17 protein-coding genes are annotated in these 18,437 nt (G+C 56.3%); 5 read left to right on the forward strand and 12 right to left on the reverse strand.

All coding sequences use genetic code 11. The features are described 5' to 3' along the window. Nucleotides 1-393 precede the first annotated feature (393 nt). Nucleotides 394-2,283: a putative bifunctional diguanylate cyclase/phosphodiesterase gene (locus IE102_RS16360; protein ID WP_229807824.1), complete on the forward strand. Its 1,890-nt coding sequence runs from the start codon at nucleotides 394-396 to the stop codon at nucleotides 2,281-2,283. Here the strand turns inward: IE102_RS16360 and IE102_RS16365 are convergent. After that, nucleotides 2,258-3,793, reverse strand: a complete 1,536-nt coding sequence (locus IE102_RS16365) for a UbiD family decarboxylase (RefSeq protein WP_189488675.1) — start codon at nucleotides 3,791-3,793, stop codon at nucleotides 2,258-2,260. The two genes, IE102_RS16360 and IE102_RS16365, sit on opposite strands and share 26 nt — an antisense overlap. Before the next feature lie 79 nt (nucleotides 3,794-3,872). Here IE102_RS16365 and IE102_RS16370 point away from each other — a divergent pair, with 79 nt between their 5' ends. Continuing rightward, the gene (locus tag IE102_RS16370; RefSeq protein ID WP_189488676.1) at nucleotides 3,873-4,742 is read left to right on the forward strand and encodes an SDR family oxidoreductase; all 870 of its coding nucleotides are present in this window, start codon (nucleotides 3,873-3,875) and stop codon (nucleotides 4,740-4,742) included. On the opposite strand, the gene IE102_RS16375 is transcribed toward IE102_RS16370, so the two are convergent. The 7 genes from IE102_RS16375 to IE102_RS16405 form a co-directional block, all read right to left on the reverse strand. Then, the gene (locus IE102_RS16375) at nucleotides 4,719-5,066 is read right to left on the reverse strand and encodes a VOC family protein (protein WP_189488678.1); all 348 of its coding nucleotides are present in this window, start codon (nucleotides 5,064-5,066) and stop codon (nucleotides 4,719-4,721) included. The two genes, IE102_RS16370 and IE102_RS16375, sit on opposite strands and share 24 nt — an antisense overlap. Nucleotides 5,067-5,069: 3 nt before the next feature. After that, the gene (locus IE102_RS16380; protein ID WP_189488680.1) at nucleotides 5,070-5,717 is read right to left on the reverse strand and encodes a class I SAM-dependent methyltransferase; all 648 of its coding nucleotides are present in this window, start codon (nucleotides 5,715-5,717) and stop codon (nucleotides 5,070-5,072) included. Beyond that, nucleotides 5,714-6,550, reverse strand: coding sequence for a DUF3298 and DUF4163 domain-containing protein (locus tag IE102_RS16385; RefSeq protein WP_189488681.1), 837 nt, complete (start codon nucleotides 6,548-6,550; stop codon nucleotides 5,714-5,716). Before IE102_RS16385 ends, IE102_RS16380 begins: the two co-directional genes overlap by 4 nt. 27 nt (nucleotides 6,551-6,577) lie before the next feature. After that, nucleotides 6,578-7,507, reverse strand: coding sequence for a 4-hydroxybenzoate octaprenyltransferase (gene ubiA / locus IE102_RS16390; RefSeq protein ID WP_189488683.1), 930 nt, complete (start codon nucleotides 7,505-7,507; stop codon nucleotides 6,578-6,580). Between the two features lie 43 nt (nucleotides 7,508-7,550). After that, entirely contained in the window at nucleotides 7,551-8,123 is a 573-nt protein-coding gene (locus IE102_RS16395) for a hypothetical protein (protein ID WP_189488685.1), read from the reverse strand. A gap of 123 nt (nucleotides 8,124-8,246) precedes the next feature. After that, nucleotides 8,247-9,017: a polyphosphate kinase 2 gene (gene ppk2, locus IE102_RS16400; RefSeq protein ID WP_189488687.1), complete on the reverse strand. Its 771-nt coding sequence runs from the start codon at nucleotides 9,015-9,017 to the stop codon at nucleotides 8,247-8,249. A 66-nt stretch (nucleotides 9,018-9,083) separates the two neighbouring features. Continuing rightward, nucleotides 9,084-9,689, reverse strand: a complete 606-nt coding sequence (locus tag IE102_RS16405) for a PAS domain-containing protein (protein WP_189488689.1) — start codon at nucleotides 9,687-9,689, stop codon at nucleotides 9,084-9,086. Nucleotides 9,690-9,839: 150 nt separating this feature from the next. Here IE102_RS16405 and IE102_RS16410 point away from each other — a divergent pair, with 150 nt between their 5' ends. Next, nucleotides 9,840-10,613: a hypothetical protein gene (locus tag IE102_RS16410; protein WP_189488691.1), complete on the forward strand. Its 774-nt coding sequence runs from the start codon at nucleotides 9,840-9,842 to the stop codon at nucleotides 10,611-10,613. A gap of 81 nt (nucleotides 10,614-10,694) precedes the next feature. Here the strand turns inward: IE102_RS16410 and IE102_RS16415 are convergent, their stop codons facing one another. The 4 genes from IE102_RS16415 to hfaA form a co-directional block, all read right to left on the reverse strand. Then, entirely contained in the window at nucleotides 10,695-13,568 is a 2,874-nt protein-coding gene (locus IE102_RS16415) for a M16 family metallopeptidase (protein WP_189488693.1), read from the reverse strand. A gap of 91 nt (nucleotides 13,569-13,659) precedes the next feature. Next, complete coding sequence (gene hfaD, locus IE102_RS16420; protein ID WP_189488695.1) at nucleotides 13,660-14,979, reverse strand: holdfast anchor protein HfaD; 1,320 nt, start codon at nucleotides 14,977-14,979, stop codon at nucleotides 13,660-13,662. Further along, nucleotides 14,906-16,009, reverse strand: a complete 1,104-nt coding sequence (gene hfaB / locus IE102_RS16425) for a holdfast anchoring protein HfaB (protein ID WP_229807825.1) — start codon at nucleotides 16,007-16,009, stop codon at nucleotides 14,906-14,908. The genes hfaD and hfaB overlap by 74 nt, the downstream gene beginning before the upstream one ends. 1 nt (nucleotide 16,010) lies before the next feature. Beyond that, the gene (gene hfaA / locus IE102_RS16430; RefSeq protein ID WP_189488699.1) at nucleotides 16,011-16,457 is read right to left on the reverse strand and encodes a holdfast anchoring protein HfaA; all 447 of its coding nucleotides are present in this window, start codon (nucleotides 16,455-16,457) and stop codon (nucleotides 16,011-16,013) included. A 219-nt stretch (nucleotides 16,458-16,676) separates the two neighbouring features. Between hfaA and IE102_RS16435 the strand changes: the two genes are divergently transcribed. Then, nucleotides 16,677-17,336: a rhomboid family intramembrane serine protease gene (locus IE102_RS16435; RefSeq protein ID WP_229807826.1), complete on the forward strand. Its 660-nt coding sequence runs from the start codon at nucleotides 16,677-16,679 to the stop codon at nucleotides 17,334-17,336. A 152-nt stretch (nucleotides 17,337-17,488) separates the two neighbouring features. Continuing rightward, nucleotides 17,489-17,920 carry a CBS domain-containing protein gene (locus IE102_RS16440; RefSeq protein ID WP_189488701.1) on the forward strand — a complete coding sequence of 144 codons (432 nt, stop codon included), beginning with the start codon at nucleotides 17,489-17,491 and terminating at the stop codon, nucleotides 17,918-17,920. Nucleotides 17,921-18,437: the final 517 nt, after the last annotated feature.

Here is an 18,437-nt window from a genome sequence, read left to right on the forward strand (position 1 = left end):
GGCTGCGTTCAGAGGCTAATCAAGTCTCAAATGTGACGATATCGGGGTGTGGTCTGAGTCTATGGATGAATAGACCGCACTCATGACAATAAAACCACCCCTAATATGGTGATAGTCACAGAATAACCTGACTTAGATATCGTCCGGCAAGCTTTTGATAACAACGATATTGAAGAGATTTAACCACCTGTAGATTAGCATTTTCTTTAAGACTATCAGGTAACCTTTGGCCGCAAGGTAAATAATTTATACGCATCAATGGCTTGCGGCGTGCCGCATATGACGGTGGCAGCAGTGAGTAACGCTCAGAGGTCGGTAGTGCCAGCAAGGATTTTTCAGCGACGACTGAAATCTGTCTTTAAAGGTAGGTCTGTACCCGCAAAGACCGAGGCCATGCACCGTGAAGAAGTCGTTGCCTTGCGGCCAGTGGTGCGTGGTTTTACGCTGGGCGTCGGCATCTATTACATTTTGATCACTTTTGCTCATCTGTTCTACGAAGAGGGCGCCGCCCTATGGGTGCTGGATGGGCTGGCGGCCACGACCATGGCGGCCAGTTTTTTCTTTTTCCATGTGACGCGTAACACGCAGCGTATTGATCGGCTTGAATATGCCTGTCTGGTTCTGTTCAGCCTTATGTATCTCAATGTGGTGGCGTATCAGATATTTCATGTTGAACCGGCCAAGCTGGTCTATTTTGTCTTACTGGTGCTTGTCTTTGCGACCGCCGGGATTACCCCTCGCGTGATCATCCCCTGCGCGCTGGTGTGCATGGTGACCATGTATGGGCTGGCCTACAAATACGGGATTTTATCACAATATATCTGGATCGGTCTGGCGGGTATTGCCACCGCTATGGGCATGAGCGTGCTGATGCGGCAGGCGATTCTGCGCGCGGTTCATGCCCGCGTTCAGGCCGATACCTTACGTGATGAAGCTCAGGCGCTGGCCAATTGCGACGCCCTGACGGGATTGCCCAACCGGCGCAGCTTTTTTGAGGCCATGGATCTGGCCCTTAAGCGCAAACGTCAGGACGGCAAACGGTTTGATCTGGCTCTGATCGATCTGGACGGTTTCAAGCCGGTCAATGATGTCTACGGCCACAGTGTCGGTGATGCCCTTCTGGTGGCGGTGGCGGGGCGCTTGCGAAACCTGTGCGCGGGTCTTGGGTTTCCGGCGCGTCTGGGCGGTGATGAATTTGCCATTATTCTGACCGCCATGATCGACGAAAACGAATTAAAAGCCTTTGGCGACCGTCTGTGCGATGTGTTGCGTGAGCCATATATGCTGTCGGGTGTAGCGGCTAATATCTCAGCCTCGGTCGGGTTTGTGCGCAGCCGTCAGGGTTCGGGTTTCACCATATCGCAATACCTTGAACGGGCTGACTATGCGCTCTATTACGCCAAGCAGAACCTGCGCGGGGCGGCGGTGGTCTTCTCGCAAAAGCATGAAACCGAGCTGCGTGATTTCGGCCTGATTGATCAAACCCTGCGGTCATCGGATCTTGAGCAGGAATTGTTCATCCTGTTTCAGCCGCAATACGATATTGTGGAAAACCGCACCATCAGCTTTGAAGCCCTGGCCCGCTGGAACAGCCCAAAACTGGGGCTGGTGCGGCCGGACGCCTTTATCAAAGCGGCGGAACGCTCAGGCCTGATTAGCCAGATTACCCTGATTTTGCTTAGAAAAGCCTTGGCGGTGGTTCAGGACTGGCCCGAACACATCCGGATATCTTTCAACCTGTCGACCCGCGATCTGCGCTCAAGCACGGCCATCGCCGATATCTGTGAGATCGTGCGCGACTCAGGGCTCGACCCGCGTCGTATCGAGTTTGAGATTACCGAAACGGCTATGTTGAGTGACTTCGATCAGGCCTGTGAGGCGCTTAATCGGCTGAAGTCGATGGGCTGTCGGATTGCTTTAGATGATTTCGGGTCGGGCTATTCGTCGTTCAGCTATATTCACCGTTTGCCGGTCAATAAAATCAAGATTGATCGCAGTTTTGTGGTGCAACTTGTCAAACATCCTACCGCGCAGAAAATTATCAAGACGATCATAGATTTATGCAAAAATCTTCATCTGGATTGCGTGATCGAAGGAGTAGAGACCGAAACCGAACTGGCCAAGCTTAAACAGGTCGGTGCCCGCTATATTCAGGGGTTCCTGTTTTCTAAGCCCCTGACGGCGGATGGGGTTGATGAATATCTGGAGCGTGAGACGGGCACGCGCCACAGTCACGCGACGGAGGCGACCGACCCGCTTATGACCAGATCGGTGGCTTCATAGCGGCGGGCAGGCCCATTTCGGCCCATTTTTCGCTCACCCGGTCAATCACACCTTGATCCATATAAAGCTCTTCGCCCCATTCGCGGTGGGTTTCAGGTGTCCACTTGTTGGTGGCATCGAGCCCGATCTTAGAGCCGAGACCGCTTTCGGGTGAGGCAAAATCGAGATAATCGATCGGGGTGTTTTCAATGACGGTGATATCGCGCGCCGGGTCCATGCGGGTGGAGACCGCCCACATGACGTCTTTCCAGTCGCGGCAGTTGATATCGTCATCGACCACGATCAGCCATTTGGTATACATGAACTGACGCAGGTAAGACCACGCGCCCATCATCACCCGCTTGGCGTGGCCGGGATAGGCCTTTTTCATCGAGATGACGGCGATGCGGTACGAACACCCTTCCGGTGGTAACCAGAAATCGACGATTTCCGGAAACTGCTGCTGGATCAGCGGTATAAATACCTCATTTAAGGCTTCACCTAAGACCGAAGGCTCATCGGGTGGGCGGCCGGTGAAGGTCGACAGATAGATCGGTTTTTTGCGCATAGTGATGGCGCTGATTTTGAAAACCGGGAATTTTTCGACTGAATTGTAATAGCCGGTGTGGTCGCCGTAGGGGCCTTCTTCGGCATATTCATCCAGCAGGACATGGCCTTCCAGCACGATTTCGGCCTCGGCCGGTACCATCAGCGGCACGGTTTTGGCGGCCACAAGCTCCGCCGCCTGACCGCGCAGAAGGCCCGCGAACTGGTACTCAGACAAGGTATCCGGCACCGGTGTGACCGCCGCCAATATCAGCCCCGGATCAGCCCCCAGCACCACGCAGGCGGGCAGGGGCTCGGTCTTTTTAGCCTTTTTCCAGCGGGCATGGTGCTGCGCGCCGCCGCGGTGGGCCAGCCAGCGCATGATCGCACGGTCTTTCCCCAGAACCTGCATCCGGTAGATGCCAAGATTGAAATCGTCTTCGCGCGCTTCGGAGGGCCCCTTGGTGACCACAAGGCCCCAGGTGATCAGCGGCGCAGGCTCACCCGGCCAGCAGCCCTGAATCGGCAGTTTGGTCAGGTCAATGTCATCGCCTTTGAGGACGACTTCCTGTACGGGCGCCTTTTTTACGGTCTTAGGGCGCATCCCCATGACCGTTCGGGCCAGCGGCATAAGCTCAAACGCATCTTTCAGACCTCGCGGCGGTTCGGGCTGGCGCAAAAAGGCCAAAAGCTCGCCGACTTCGCGTAATTCTTGTGGCGTGGTGCGTTCTTTGCCTTCGAGTGTGACCCCCATCGCCACGCGCTTCACCGTGCCAAACAGATTGACCAGCACCGGCATGTCTGACGGCGTGCCATCGGCCATGATCGGGTTTTCAAACAAAACTGCCGGGCCTTTTTGCGCCAGAAGCCGGGTCTGAATCTCGGTCATCTCCAGATGGGTGGATACCGGCGTCGTTACGCGTACCAGTTCACCGGCTTTTTCAAGCTTGGCAATAAAGTCGCGCAGGGATTTATAGGCTGCCATAGCTTTGACTCGTATGGATTTTTCAATGGCAATGACATAGGCTCAATCGCAATTGATGGCCAGTGGGTATATGGGTTTGATGCGTGAAAAATGCCTGATTATCGGGGTGACGTCGCTGGTCGGGGCGCGGCTGGCGGAGGTATTGCGGGCTGACTCGAATGGCTTTGAGCCGGTATGTACCACGCGCCGCCCGAAGCGTGCCGATGAGGTGCGCTTTGATCTTACCGATCCGCATACGTTTGGGGGTGAGGGGTTCAGCCATGTGATTGCGACCACGCCGATCTGGTTGATGACCGATGAGGTGCTGACCCGGCTGTGGGGGCAGGGCATGACTCGGCTGGTGGTCTTTTCCTCGACCAGCCGGTTTTCAAAGACCTTTTCGCCGGAGCCGGAGGAGCGCCGGATTGCCGACCTTCTGGCGGCATCCGAGGCGCGGATTTCGGCCTTTGGCGCGATTCATAATGTTGGGGTTACGATCCTTCGGCCCACCTTGATCTATGATGAAGGCCGCGATCAGAACATTAGCCGGATCGCCAAATTTATTGATAGATTTGGCTTTTTCGTCGTCTGCGGTAAGGGGGCAGGTCTACGACAACCTGTCCACGCTCGCGATCTGGCCACGGCGGCGCTACAGGCACTGAGATCGGATGCCGCGCGCGACAAGGCCTATGACTTAAGCGGCGGAGAAACCCTGAGCTACCGCGATATGGTGGCCCGCATTTTTGAGGCCAAGAGCCTTCGCCCGCAAATTATTTCCCTTCCTGCATGGCTTTGGCGGTTGGGGTTCAGCGTTCTTGGCCTGATACGCCCGGGCCAGAATCTCAAATCCAACATCAATATGGCGCTGCGGATGAATGATGATCTGGTGTTTGATCATTCACCCGCTCACACTGATTTCGGCTATGGGCCGCAACCGTTCAGGCCATCATTTATCCGACCAGATGCCTAACTCATTACCAGATGGATCGGTGAAGTGAAACCTGCGACCGCCGGGGAAGTCAAAAATATCGACGGTGAGCGTGCCACCTGCGGCCAATACGTCCTCGCGGCTTTGCTCCAGATTTTCGCTGTAGAGAATGACCAGAGGTTTGGCCGGCGCGTCGCTGGCCTCGGCCTGAAATCCGCCATCAAGACCGGCGCCGTCAAGGCCAGCATAGGTTGGGCCATAGTCGATGAATGACCAGCCAAACGCCTTAGCGTAAAAGGCTTTGACAGGGGTAAGGTCGGTGGCGGCCCATTCGATGTAGTCAATGGCGTGGTGGGTTTTGGTCATGGTTCAAGTCTCCAGTCTCCAGACGGTCGCGGGTTTGACGGGTTTGTCCTCAAGGTCGGCTGAGGTCGTAATTTTATAATCGGCGCAGCGCATAAGCCCCGATTTCGGAAAATAGGTACGGTGCGGGTCGCCGATATAGACGGTTTTACCTTTAGCCACCTGTGCGCGCAAAACTGTCAGCATGGCCTCCGCCATCGGGCGTTCATAGGCAATATCACCGGCCAGAATGACCTCGACATCGGGCAGGCCTGCGGTCAGCAGATTGCCGCCCAGGAAATCGATCTGGCAATGGTTGAGGTCCGCGTTGAGGCTGACGGCGGCTTCGCAATAGGGATCAATATCGTTGCAAATCACGTGGGCGGCACCGGCTAAAGCGGCGGCAATGCCGACCATGCCTGATCCGCACGCCAGATCGAGCACGGTTTTACCCGCGACGATATCAGGGGTTTCAAGCACATATTTGGCCAAAGCCTGACCGCCCGACCAGGCAAAGGCCCAGAACGGCGGCGGTAACTGGTGCTGATCCAAATCGGCCTCGGTCATCTGCCATAGGGCGTTCGCGTCATCAGCCTGATATAGGGTAATCTGTGGCACGGAGGGCACCGGCAGAGCCTTCGTGTTTGCCCTTATAAAATCTTCCCTGACCGTCATTCCTGATCAGGCGATAAGGCTTCTGGCGGCAGGTTTTCCACCGGCAAAGGTGCCGGATTGCCGCCGAATTGCGCCGCATAGGCCGGGGCGATCGCGTCACGGATCACTGTAAGCGGCAAGTGGATCTGATAGGTGCCTTCGGCATAGGGGCCGACCTCATAGGGTGCGAACAGTACGTCGATAGCGGCAGCCTTTCCGGCTTCGGTCGACGGGATCAGCACAAAATGGGCGGATTTAAGCTTGGGGCAGCCAAAACCGGAACTGGCCTGAGTGATCGGGGTTTCCGCCCGTTTGGATCGTTCAGCCTCGACCTGACGGCACAGGTAGTTTTCGGCCGGTTTCAGGTCAGCATCCGCGGCAAACAGGGTTTGCGGATCAAGCGGCTTATCGCTGGCCTTATCCCACAGCACGGGATGGAAGGCGAGGTTGCCGTGGGCCCCACCGGCATATTCCTCGATCTGGGAATAGGCAGAGATAAGACCCGCAGTTTCGGCGGTCAGGTGCCAGACAATTTTACGGAAATACTGCGGCTGCTCAAAGCCGTCATTCGCCAGTTGAGCGCGGTCGGTGACGGCCTGATTGGCGAAGGCTTTGAGGGCTTCCTGATCCTGCGCCGACAGGCTTTCGTGCAGCGTCGCGTGGGCTTTGAACGAGTCCGGAAAGTACAATGACGCTTCGGCATCGACGGTATTGTGGACATAGCTTAAGGGCGCGGTCGATTCGCGCTTTGGCGCGACCTTGGGGGCCTCATCCGGCTTTTTCTGGCAGGCGGTAACGGTGGCACTGACGATCAGGGCGGCAAGGACAAGGCGGGACAAGGTGGCGCGCGACATGGAGGTCTTTCAAAGATTGGGCAAAATTTAGCGAACAATGCCGCTGAAAATAAGGCCTGCGACCCATAGTAAACCGGCATCGCGATTCGCCTTAAACAGTTTTAGGGCTAGCGCCCCATCTTGCGGGCGTAAGGTGTAAACTTGCCACGCCAGATGGGCAGCCACCAGCGCTTGGGCCACATAAAACGGCCAACTCAGCGGGGCAATGGCAGCGGACATGGTGGTGAGGATAAGGCACAGGCCGTATATGACGGTGATGCCGGGCCGGGCCTTGGTCCCCAGCGCGCGGGCGGAGGATTTCACGCCCGCCATCACGTCGTCTTCGATATCCTGCAAGGCATATATAGTGTCATAGCCGATGGTCCAGAACACCAGCCCGCCATAGAACAGCAGACCGGGCAGGGTGATCTCACCGGCCACGGCGGCATAGGCCATCAGGAAGCCCCAGTTGAAGGTCAGACCTAGCCACGCCTGCGGCCACCAGGTGATGCGTTTCATGAACGGATAGGCGGCCACCAGCGCCAGCGATCCGACACCAAGCATAATTGCCAGAGTCCCCAATTGAATGAGGATAATCAGGCTGATCAGGCAGCAGATGATAATGAACGCCATCGCCTGTTTCGGTGTGATCTGGCCGGACGAGATCGGGCGGCCTCTGGTGCGCTCAACTTTTGCGTCGATGTCACGGTCAACCAGGTCGTTGAAAGCGCAACCGGCGGCCCGCATCAGGCCGGAGCCTGTGGCAAACAGTACCAGGACATATAAGGGAAAATCTGTGCCCGTCACCGCACTGGCGTAGGCCAGTCCCATAGCGCCGGGCAGGAACAATAACCAGATGCCGACCGGACGATCAAACCGGCCCAGCCTCAGCCACGGGCGCACACTTTCCGGCGCATGGCGGTCAACCCAGTTCTGTGGGGCGGCATCGGGTAAGGTTACAGGGTCGCGGGTCGTCATAACGCCCTAGATGCTCTGAGTGCGTCAAAAAGTCGAGAGGGTTTTAAGCCCGCCGCCGTGCGGGTGTTTTTTTCTGCGGAATGATACGTACGAACGGGCGCGGGCCGAACAGGCTGTCTTCCATACCTGTTTCCAGCGTATCGCCACGTTTGGGATTAGGGATATTCAGGTCTTCGGTCGGGGTCACGACCCACAGGCCGTCGGTTGCATGGATCAACACCAGCCCCTTAGACGGAAAAACCTCCGACCATAGCTTGATCTGCTTATAGTAGGGCTCAACCCGCCAGGCATTAGGGCGGCCATGATCGACATCGATATTGAGCGTGGTGCCGTTAGGATCAAGGCGCAGGACAAATCCCGCGATATCGGGCCGCCACAACGCATTCAGATCATCATGTTTCAACCACAGGCATTTGAAATCCTGACAGGTTTTGGGATGCAAACCCCATACGCCGCACCCTTTGACATGGCCGGTATGGTGACACAAATCACCGGCTTTTTTGCCCAAGTCGTCGATGTCATAGACTTTACAGCACAGGTTGCAGTCTCCGCATACCTTAAGCGCGGCCCGTGGCTTGGCCGGCACGTGTGCGGCCTGATGCGATTGTGTGCTCATAACCCGATCCCGAACTTCTGTTCAGCTACGCCCGCCCGCCTGTTTCAAGGCGGGTTGCCATGGGCATTCCCTTAGACGGGGTGATTCTGGCAAATCAGAGTCAATAAATGCTTAATGAGCCGTTTATGGATTTAGGCTGCGTTTGCCTTTGGTGACGGCATCAAACGAAAAAACGATATCGCCGTCGGGTTTAGGCACCGGATTTGTATATTGGCACTCATCAATCGTTGATAATATGTGGCGGATGATGTTTTCACGCGCGGCGGTCTTGTCATCCGTCTTGATGCAGGTCCACGGCGCCTGTTTTGTGTGAGAGGCTTTTAGCATCTCATCGCGGGCCGCGGAATAATCGGCCCATTTTTCCTGCGCCACGGCATCGAGCGGCGACACCTTAAGCCGTTTCAGCGGATCGGTGCGGCGTTCATCCAGCCGTTTTTTCTGTTCGTCCTGAGATATGTCAAGCCACAGCTTGATCAGGATAATATCGTCATGAATCAACATGGATTCAAACTGCGGCACGTCCTTGATGAAGCGGGCCTGTTCCTCAACCGTGGAAAAGCCCATGACCTTTTCGACTCCGGCGCGATTGTACCAGGAGCGATTAAACAGGGTCCATTCTCCGGCGGCAGGCAGGTGAGGGATATAGCGCTGAAACCACCACTGGGTCTTTTCACGGTCGGAGGGTTTGGGCAGGGCAACCACCTGAGTTTGACGGACCGCCAGATGCTCAGTGATGCGCTTTATGGCGCCGTCCTTACCGGCGGCATCGCGGCCTTCAAAGACGATACAGATGCGTTTTCTGGCACTTTGTGCCCAGATCTGGGCATCGACCAGATTGACCTGTAAGGCCTCCAGCCGGTCTTCGGCGGCTTTCTTTTTGTCAGATTTTGCCATTTTACGCTCCTGTTTAGGGGAGAGTGGCGCAAGCGGCGCGATGGCGCAAGGTTTCAAAGCAAGACTTCAGGCTATGCGTTTACCGCTGATGCTGACCAGACGCAGATGGCTTTCGCGTGGCAACCGCTCCGGATCGTAGAGCCTGACGGAATGCAGGGTCATGGCCGTAACGGTCGAGCGGCGCAGGAAGGGTATTGGCCCTTTCGGCTGGTAAAGTCCCACCATGCGGTCAACGTCACCCGTCGCGTTACGCAACGGGGCGAGCGCTATATCGATCCGGACTGTCTCATTTCTGGACGTGGCGGCCGAGACGCTCAGGATGAGCGGTTGCTGGCGGTGTGCGGCCATATTGAGCGCCAGTTTAAGCTGATCTTCATGGGCTGGCGCAAACAGGCGCGTGAACGGGGTCGCTTTTAAGCCGGGGCCGTGCAGAGCCACTAAAAAGCCGCCTGTCAGGCGAAATCTGTAGTCATTTCCAGCGGTTGCGATCATCATCATCTGCGGCATCAGGTCTTTGAGCTGAACCGGATCAAAGTCTGAGCGCAGGGGCGCTGCGCGGGAGATTTCGGTCTCGTCACGTCGCGTGGGAAGCTTTTGGGGGCTATTCTGGGCCGCACCTTGTTGCAGGGCGCGCCAGTAGCTCAGGAAGCTGAGTGTGCTGGAGTGGGACACATTGATCTCCTTTCCAGCGGTTATGCGCAAAATTTGCGCCGTGGCGTGACGAAAAATGTGATTTTACCGGATTCTATTAGGAAAAAGGCAAGCTTGGTGCGGTATGGTTTTTGCTGAATATCGCGAGAAACATTAGGAGCGTCTCAAAATATGCGCGCAAATAAATCTCTTATCGGTCACGGCTCACTTATCGCTTTAGGTATGTTGATCGGATCGCTCGCGGCCGGTGAAGCTTCGGCACAATGTAATTCCGGCTGCGCACCGCCGCCGCCGCCCACCCCGCCGTCGCATCCGTCAAAGCCGTCCATGCCGCATGTCAGCGCCCATGCCTCGGCCTATGCCAGTGCCCACGCGTCGGCCAGTGCGTCGGCATCGGGTGGGGCCACCGGCTCGGTCTATTACGGCGGTGGCTATGGCAACTGGTCGCAGGCTCAAGGCATTCCGGCCATAACCGGTGGCCTTAATGTCGAAACCGGCCATGAAATGGCGGCTGAGGCTTATCAGGCGTCGCGGACCCTGACCAAGACCGTCACGCTTCAGGCGTCGTGCATCGACGATAAGGGCGTGCCGCATCCGGCCTCTCAGGTCTTTGGCTATAAGGATGTGAAGGGCGATTATCGCGGTGAACTGTATCGCTGCATCGCCGGCACACGCCTGCAATATATTGCCGATGGCAAGAGCTATGATTGCGGTAAGAACGACGCCCTGTGGCATGAAGGCGGCAAGATCGAGTGCCGTCGCCAGTTGGCCGCGCGCGCCTGTAATGAGCGCTCATTGCTGCGCCGGTTTGGTGCTGGTGTGAAGATTTTGACGATTACGACAACCGAAACCTATATGGCCAGCCGTCAGGTCGAGAAAAAATCAGCCTATAGTTCCTCATCCAGCATGGTGTTTGATGGTGGCGTCGGCGGCTTTGTTCAGTAAGCTTATCAGTCGGATATAATAAAAAACGACTATAAAACTATAAGAAAACCCCGCAGATTAATCTGCGGGGTTTTTTGTGACCTACTTCGCTTCCGGCTTGGCCTGTAACCTTAAGGCCTTTTCTTTGACCAGATAGGTTTGGGCCAGCTTTTGCAAATCGGCGGCGGTGACCTTTTCCAGTTCGGCCTTACGGGTGCGCACGGCCTCAAGCTTACGCGGATCAGTTGACGAGCCCGGCAGGACACCCGCCCAGAACCCGTTGGTTTTCAGGGTGACCTCGTATTTGTCGAGCACGGGCTTTCTGGCCCGCAACAGTTCGTCCTCAGTGACGCCCTTGGTTTTCAGGTCGTCAACTATGGCCATGACCGAGGTGTAGAATACTTCATCCTGATCTGGTTTGACGGTCGCTGAGGCGCCGATATAGCCAAAACCCTTGAAGTTGTTGGACGCGATGGATGAGGCGGACGAGCCATAGGACGCGCCTTGTTTTTCGCGGATTTCCTCGATCAGACGCAGGGTCATAACTTCGGATAGTAGTTCAAGACCGCGTGCGGTCTGGGTGCTGGCGAAGAAATCGGTGGTCGGGAAGGCAATATAGGACAGGTTCTGGTCTTCGCGGCCCTTATGGGTAAAGACCTGATGCAGGTTCGTGGTCGGGAATTTCACCACATTACCTTTGGGCGCGACCGGCAAAGGTTTACGCGGGGCAAGAGTCGCAAAGGTCGCATCGATCTGTTTCAGCGCCTCTTCGACGGTGATCGAGCCGACAAAGGTGATTTCGACCGGTGATTTCATGAGCAGGGTCTGGGTAAAGGCCTTGACCTCATCATTGCTCGTTTTCAGGAATTCATCCTGGGTCGGGATGCCGAAACGGTCATCGCCGGAGCGAATAACCCGCGGGGCTTTGACGCTGAAAACGCTGTTGGGGCTGGACTGGAGCTGGGTGTAGTAGTTCGGCACAAAGGCTTTCAGGCGCTCAAACGCATCGGCGCGGAAGGCCGTATCGGACGTAAAGGCCATCAACACTTGCATTTGGGTGGTCAGGTCGTCCTTGGTGGTGCCGCCGCTCAAGGTCGCAGAATCCTCGCCGATATTATAGCTGAGGCCGTAGATCTTGCCGGCCAGGGTTTCCTTGATCTCTTCGGCCTCAAGCTTGCCAAGCCCGCCTTCAAACACACCCGCCGATGAGGCTTCGAATATCGGCGCGCTGGCACCGGGGGCAATGGTTTGCAGGCCACCAGCGAAACGTATGGTGACCAGAACTTCGTTGTCTTTGAACGTCGTCGGCTTGATATTGACCTTTAGGCCGTTGGCATAGGTCACCTGAGTTACCCCCAGATCGGCAAGGGTCTCGGTCTTGATGACCTTTGACGGCGTGCCGAACTGCTCATAGGGCCAGGGTTTTTTATCAATCGCCAGTGGCTCAACGACGGCTTGCGCCATCAGGGTCTGGTAGGTGGCCTGAATGGCGGCCTGATCGAATTTGGCTGCATCCGAACCCTGACGCGCGATCAGCGGGCCGTCACCCAGATCGAGCGCCTTGATGCGGGCATTGATAGCCTCAAGCGTCAGACGGGATTTAATTTTATTGAAAAAGGCGAGGTTCTGGGTCGGGGAGGTCAGCACCTCATTGTCGCCCAGAGTGCCAATGATTTGCCCGGCGATCGCGCCGGTATTGCGGGTTTTTTCACCCTTGGCGGCGGCATCGAGGCCGGTGGCAAATTCGGTCAGCACGCGATCAAGTTCGGTCTGAGAGACGCCGTAAGCCTGAAACTGGCGCAGGGTCATCAGGGCCTGCTCTAACGCGGCCTTATCCTGTCCCGGCTTGGGAGAGATGCTCAGACTGTAGGTTTCAGCGGTTTTATTGACGCTGCCGTTGCCGAAGCTCGCGGCCGCGAACTGGGTTTCCGGGGCTTTCGACTGGCGTTCCAACCGCAGATTCACAATGGCGCCGATGATATTGTCGAGCGTGTCGTCATAATCGCTGGCTTCAGTTTCCACGCTGCCGTCAAACGGTTTAAACCACGACACCGACAGCGAATCGGGCAGGCCGGGCTCGGCGTAGGCGTGAACGCGCTGGCCTTTTTTGGCGTAGGTGCCGAAGTTGGTCAAGGCGTTCTTCGTCTGGGGTTTGCCCTGCCAGTCACCGAATTTAGCCTTGATCTTGGCCTCGATCTCATCGGGATTGATATCACCGACGATCACCAGCGTGGCATATTCGGGACGGTAAAAATCATTATAGAAGTCAACAAAAGCCTGTGCGGGTGCGGTTTTAATCACCTCGACCTGACCGATGGGCAGGCGCTCAGGATAGGGCTGACCCGCAAACGCGGCCTTAGCGTAGGCGATGTAGGCGCGCATCCCCGGCGACGCGCGGGCACGTTCTTCGCCAAAGATTACGCCGCGCTCAGCCTCAATGGCCTTGGGATCAAGCAGCAGGTTGCTGGCCGTTTCGCGCATCAGCATCAGGGCGGTGTCGACAATCTCCGGATCGACTTTCGGCAGGTCCAACATATAGACCGTCTCATCGAACGAGGTGTAGGCGTTGGTATCCGGGCCAAATTTCAGGCCGTGACGCTCCAGAATCTTGACCATCTCGCCTTCGGGCACGTTCTTTGAGCCGTTAAACGCCATATGCTCCAGAAAGTGCGCCAGTCCCTGCTGGGCGTCGGTTTCCATCAGCGAGCCGGCATCAAAGCGCAGGCGCACCGCCGCCGTACCCGGAGGGGTGGCGTTTTTATAGATCACATAGGTCATGCCGTTGGGCAGTTTGCCGAAACGGGCGGCGGGATCGGGGGTGAGATCGCTTTTGGTTTGGGCAAACGCAACTGGCGGATTGGCTTTTACGGCTTGCGCCTGAACCGCCACCGGGGCAAGCGCTGTGGTCAGTGCCGTTGTGGACATAGCCACGGCCAGAGAAAAGACAAAAATTCCGCGGGTTTTGCGCAAAAGCATCAGGGTCGCCTTCATGATTTAGATGAAGGCGACCCTGTATTATGTTCGTGGTTTTGAAAAGGCGTTGAGCGGCTGATTACGAAAATGTAATCTAAGGATTGCCCGACGTGTAATAGGTCGCGGTATTGCCGGTGGCGCGGGCGACCGAGACAACTGAACGGCCAGTGCCGGTGATATTGACGGTGTTGGTGGCCGTCACATCGCCATTATTGACCTGATTATTATTGACACTCATGTTCGGCTCGCACGCCCCGCAGGCATAACCCATGGCTGAGTTGCCGGTGGCATCGGTTTGCAGATAGGCGTCATAACCGTCCTGGCCGGTGAACTGAGCGCTGGCTTCGACGCCGCCGGAATTGAGCTGGTTGTTGTCGATTTCAACATACTTGTCGTTATTGCCCGCGATCAGCAGGTTGCCGGTGCTGGAGGCCGTGGCGGTCGCTGTGCCGTATTGAGTCGCCAGAATGCGGGTGTCGGCCAGAACCACGTCGTTGGCGTTGGTCTGATCCGCACGCACAACCATCGATCCGCCGGTATTGCCGACATTGACCGTGTTGGCGACAGCATTGGCGGTGCCTGCCACGTCCCACAGATTCGTGCCGGACGCATCGCTGTAGGCTTCGGTGCGGGTAGTCGCACTGGTGGTTTGGGTCACCTGATGAAGCTGTGAGCCGCGATCATCGCCATTGGCTTGAAAATAGTTGTTATAGGCGTTCGAGGCATAAAGGTTGGGCGAAGGCGAATATTGCACCGAGGTCGTGGTGCGCGCCCGCACATCTGTGTTTGAAGTCTGGGTGGTGTTGGATACGATCCGGGCCTCAGTGGCACCAAATTCCTGATGGTTGGCGATGGCCGTCGTTTGCACTTCGCCGCTGGAATAGATAGCCCCGTTGGGGGCGGCAATCTCACTGTCGGCATAGACGTGATCGGCGGTCGAGGTCTGGTTGATCGTCGTCGTCAGTTCGCCCTGAATGGCAGAAAAGCTTCCGGAATTGCCGATACTTTGCGTTTCCATATAGACTGGCGTGCCGATGGATTTACCGGTTTCACCGGCTACCGCCGTGCTGTTGAGACGTGTGCTGGCGTCAACCGCACCCGAATTGGTCTGAACCGAGTTGAGCGTGGCATCTACCTGTGCATTGCCACCATCCATGCGGTTGCCGGTGGCATAGGTGCGCAAAGACGTCAGGCCGTCATTGATATAGACATTGGCGGTCTGAGCTGAGGTAACGGCACCCGTATTGTTCTGGCTATTGGTGCACACGCGCATCCCATTGGTCAGCGGGCAGGCGGCCTGCGTCGCGTCGGCATCGGGCACGGTGACATTATAGTCCTGACTAGTAGCGGGAGACCACGCGGCAGCACTTATCGCCATCACGCTGGTCATGATCGTGATCAGGCTTGGTCGCATGGGGCTTATCCTTTGGTTTATCTTCGACCGGGCGGGCATCGTCGGCAACGCGGCCGGTTTTGCGCCAGCGCTGAGGATCTTCGCGAGTGCCGGCATTGTTAGTCTCCAGATTATTATAGGCCGGGGTGAAACCACCCGTGGCACCCGTCGTGGCGTTATAGTTGAGGAAATCGTCTTTTGGGCTCAGGCACACTTCGGGGCCGGCGGCACCATAAAGATTGGTCATGAACTCCAGCGTGGCGCGCTCGATCAGCGCCCGCACCGCCAGTTGCATCGGCTCTAAGCCACCTTCACCGGCGGAAATGTCAAAGATATTGCCGTTGAAGAAGTCAAACACCCCGGCCTTGATCTCACGACCGATGATTTGCTTCTGGTAGGAAATGACATCGACGACTTCCAGCGTGCGGGTATCGACCAGGCGCAGATCAAGGGCGACGTTCATGACGTACAGACGGGCATTCAAAATGCCCTTAGTGTCGCGGGCATCGGCGTCACCGACATAGGCGTCAAGGCCGCTGGAGCGGATATTGTAGTTCAGCTCCGTAATGCCACCGACGATATGAAAGTCGGAACCGGCGATCTGACCGGCCATGATCTTACGATATTCGCCCGCGACCGTTGGGTCAGACATCGGGGCGTCGGTGATCAGCTTATTGTTGGCATATTTCAGCTCAAGTTCCGATACCGAGGTATCAAAGCGCTCGACCTGACGGGCACCGGCCTTGGCAAGGGCTGTCATGGCCATGAGCGAAGCGCCCTGGGTGATCTTGCGACCGCCTTCGTATTCTACCTTGCCCGTATAGTCCGAGATGCGGCCCACGGCCATGCGCGGCGAGGCCAGACGATGGGCGCGAGCGTAAGAACTCAGGCAGACCAGAGCGTCCGAATAGGCGGTCGGGTTGGCGGTGACCGGCGCATTACCGATCGGTTTGGCATAGATGCCGCTCGGGCCCGCCACAGGCGATACGCAGCCAGATAAGGTCGCGGCGGCGGCGATGAGGGCCGCGGTGCGCGTCAGGTTACGTTTCATATTAGAAGCCATTAGAAAGAGTTCCTGTGATATCAGCATCGGCCGTGGCCGTATTGGTTCCGGCATTGGCGGTGACATTGCCGTTATTGATTTGGGTCGAATCGATCATGACGGTGTTGTAATTGCCGCTGACCACGACCGAGAGATTGTTGCCGATGGCGCTGGCCCCGCCGATGGCACCCGCGCCGGAATAGGCATCGGCGGCCCCGGAGGCGCGGCCATAGGCATAGACCGAATTATCCGCACCGGTGACAATGACGCCGTCGACGATGACGCGATTGCCGCTGGCGTCACGGGTCGAGGGGTCAATAGCGCGTTCTTCTGAGCCGCGCGCACGGCCATAGCCGGTTTCAAAGCTGGATGAGGTGGAGGACATGCTCTGGGCCTGAACGGAGCCGGACACTACCGCCGCCGCCAATCCGAGACCTGAAAATATGATATGTTTCATTATGTTCGCTCCACAGGCTTTTGGCCCTCACGTCTGAGGCGAAAAGCAATTTGGATGCCACTGTGGGGCAGAACATTAAAAATAAGGTATATATTGCCCTAAAATCGTACGTCGTTCAGACGGTCGCACTGTTTTTTGTCTCTATTTGCGCTAAAGGGGTGGTGCAGTGTGCGCAATGTGTGCTGAATTGGCATTATTCTCATTAGGCTTTGCGTCACTTTGCCCGATACATCCCGCCGTCATCATGAACCTGCTTTTAATGCGCCCTGGCCAGCGCTTTTGCTGTGCGTCTTTATTTTAGGGCTGTATGGTCTGCAATCGATGGTGAGTGATGAGCAGCTTCTGTTCATCAATTTCGGTCTTTCGCCTATATTATTGGCGCAGGGGCACTGGTCATCCCTCATTACGTCGCTGTTTTTGCACGGCAACTGGCTTCATGCCGGAATTAATGCGGTCATGGCGCTGGCGTTTGCCGCACCCGTCGCGCGCGCGTTTGGTCTGGGCTTTCGCGGCTTTTTGTCGTTTCTCGCCTTTTATCTGGTGTGCGGTATGGCGGCAGGGTTGGGCTACTGCCTGATACATATGAACCAGGATGTCATATTAGTTGGCGCATCCGGCGCGGTCTCCGGCCTTATGGGAGCGGCTATGCGGCTGCGGATCGAAGGGCTGTTGTTGCCCATCCTGAGCAAGCCCGTTATTGGCGCCAGCGTCGTCTGGATCGGCATCAACCTGTTTGCAGGCTTTTTCACCTTCATGCCGGGTGTAGAGGCGGGGTCAATTGCCTGGGAAGCTCACGTCTTTGGCTATCTTTTTGGGCTGCTGCTGATCGGCGCGTGGCTGGGGGCGTTTCACCGTAAGCGCCTGAAAGTGCTGCAATAGGCGAAAGACGTGCCGATTTGGCACAATCACGTAAATTTGACGAACGCAGTTATGCGCTGTGCGGCGTTAGCCATACATTATCATTGTCAAAACCGCGTTTTGGGGCGACCCTCTCCCTTTAATAAACAGACATCCGTGGGAGGGTGCGTCTAATGCTCATCAATCAGTTGCTGAATACAAAGGGTCATCAGGTTTTCACGGTCTCTCCGGAAGAGACCGTTTCGGCGATTGCCGCTCTATTATATGCGCGCCGGGTAGGGGCCTTTATTGTGGCGGACAAAATCGGTCGTGTGGTTGGGATTGTCTCTGAACGCGACGTTATTCGGGCTCTGGCTCAGATTGGTCCGGACGCTCTGTCGCGCGCCGTCACTGATATTATGACTAAGGATGTGATTTCTGCCAGCCCGTGCGAGTCGATTGAGGTCTTGCTTGATCGTATGACGGATCGCCGGATCAGGCATCTGCCGGTTATGGATGGCACTAAATTGGTCGGGATCGTATCGATTGGCGATTTGGTTAAGGCGCGCATCTCGGTTGCCGAGGCTGAAGCTCAGGGGCTTAAGGCCTATATCGCTGCTGGCTAGAGCGTTTTCCCATATTTGATGGATCAGAAAGAGCGACCACTATAAAATAGAGCCTTTCATCTGATGCAATCAGATGGAAAGGGCTCTAGGCGAGGGCGCTCTTATATATATGACGGCTAAAGGCGGTGCGGGCGCGAAAAAGCGTGCCCGCACCGTTGTGCTTGGGGAAAAGTCTTAATAATCGTAAATAGGGGCTTGCGCAGGGTGCCACCCCTTGCCTATAAGCCGCCTCCCGGTTGGACGCCTCTACGGATTGCGACGACGGAGCCAAGCTTTTTAAGTTTTGCTCTTGATGCCTTTCCTAAATAGAGTTATTGTCCGCCTTCCTCCGATTCTGCTGGGCTGGAAGGGTTGTCTAAATAGATGGTCCTTGTGGTTTTGCTATCTCTGAATTTCGATCCGAAAGGGTTGTGAATTTAAAGAAAAGATTGGTTGACACGGTGTTTTTGCTTCTATAGGAACGCCGCTCCGCTGATGGGATTTGGTTCTGGTTGGTGGTGTTGATGGGTTAGATTTT

It is taken from the genome of Asticcacaulis endophyticus, assembly GCF_014652575.1.
In the GTDB taxonomy this organism is placed as follows: Bacteria; Pseudomonadota; Alphaproteobacteria; order Caulobacterales; family Caulobacteraceae; genus Asticcacaulis; species Asticcacaulis endophyticus.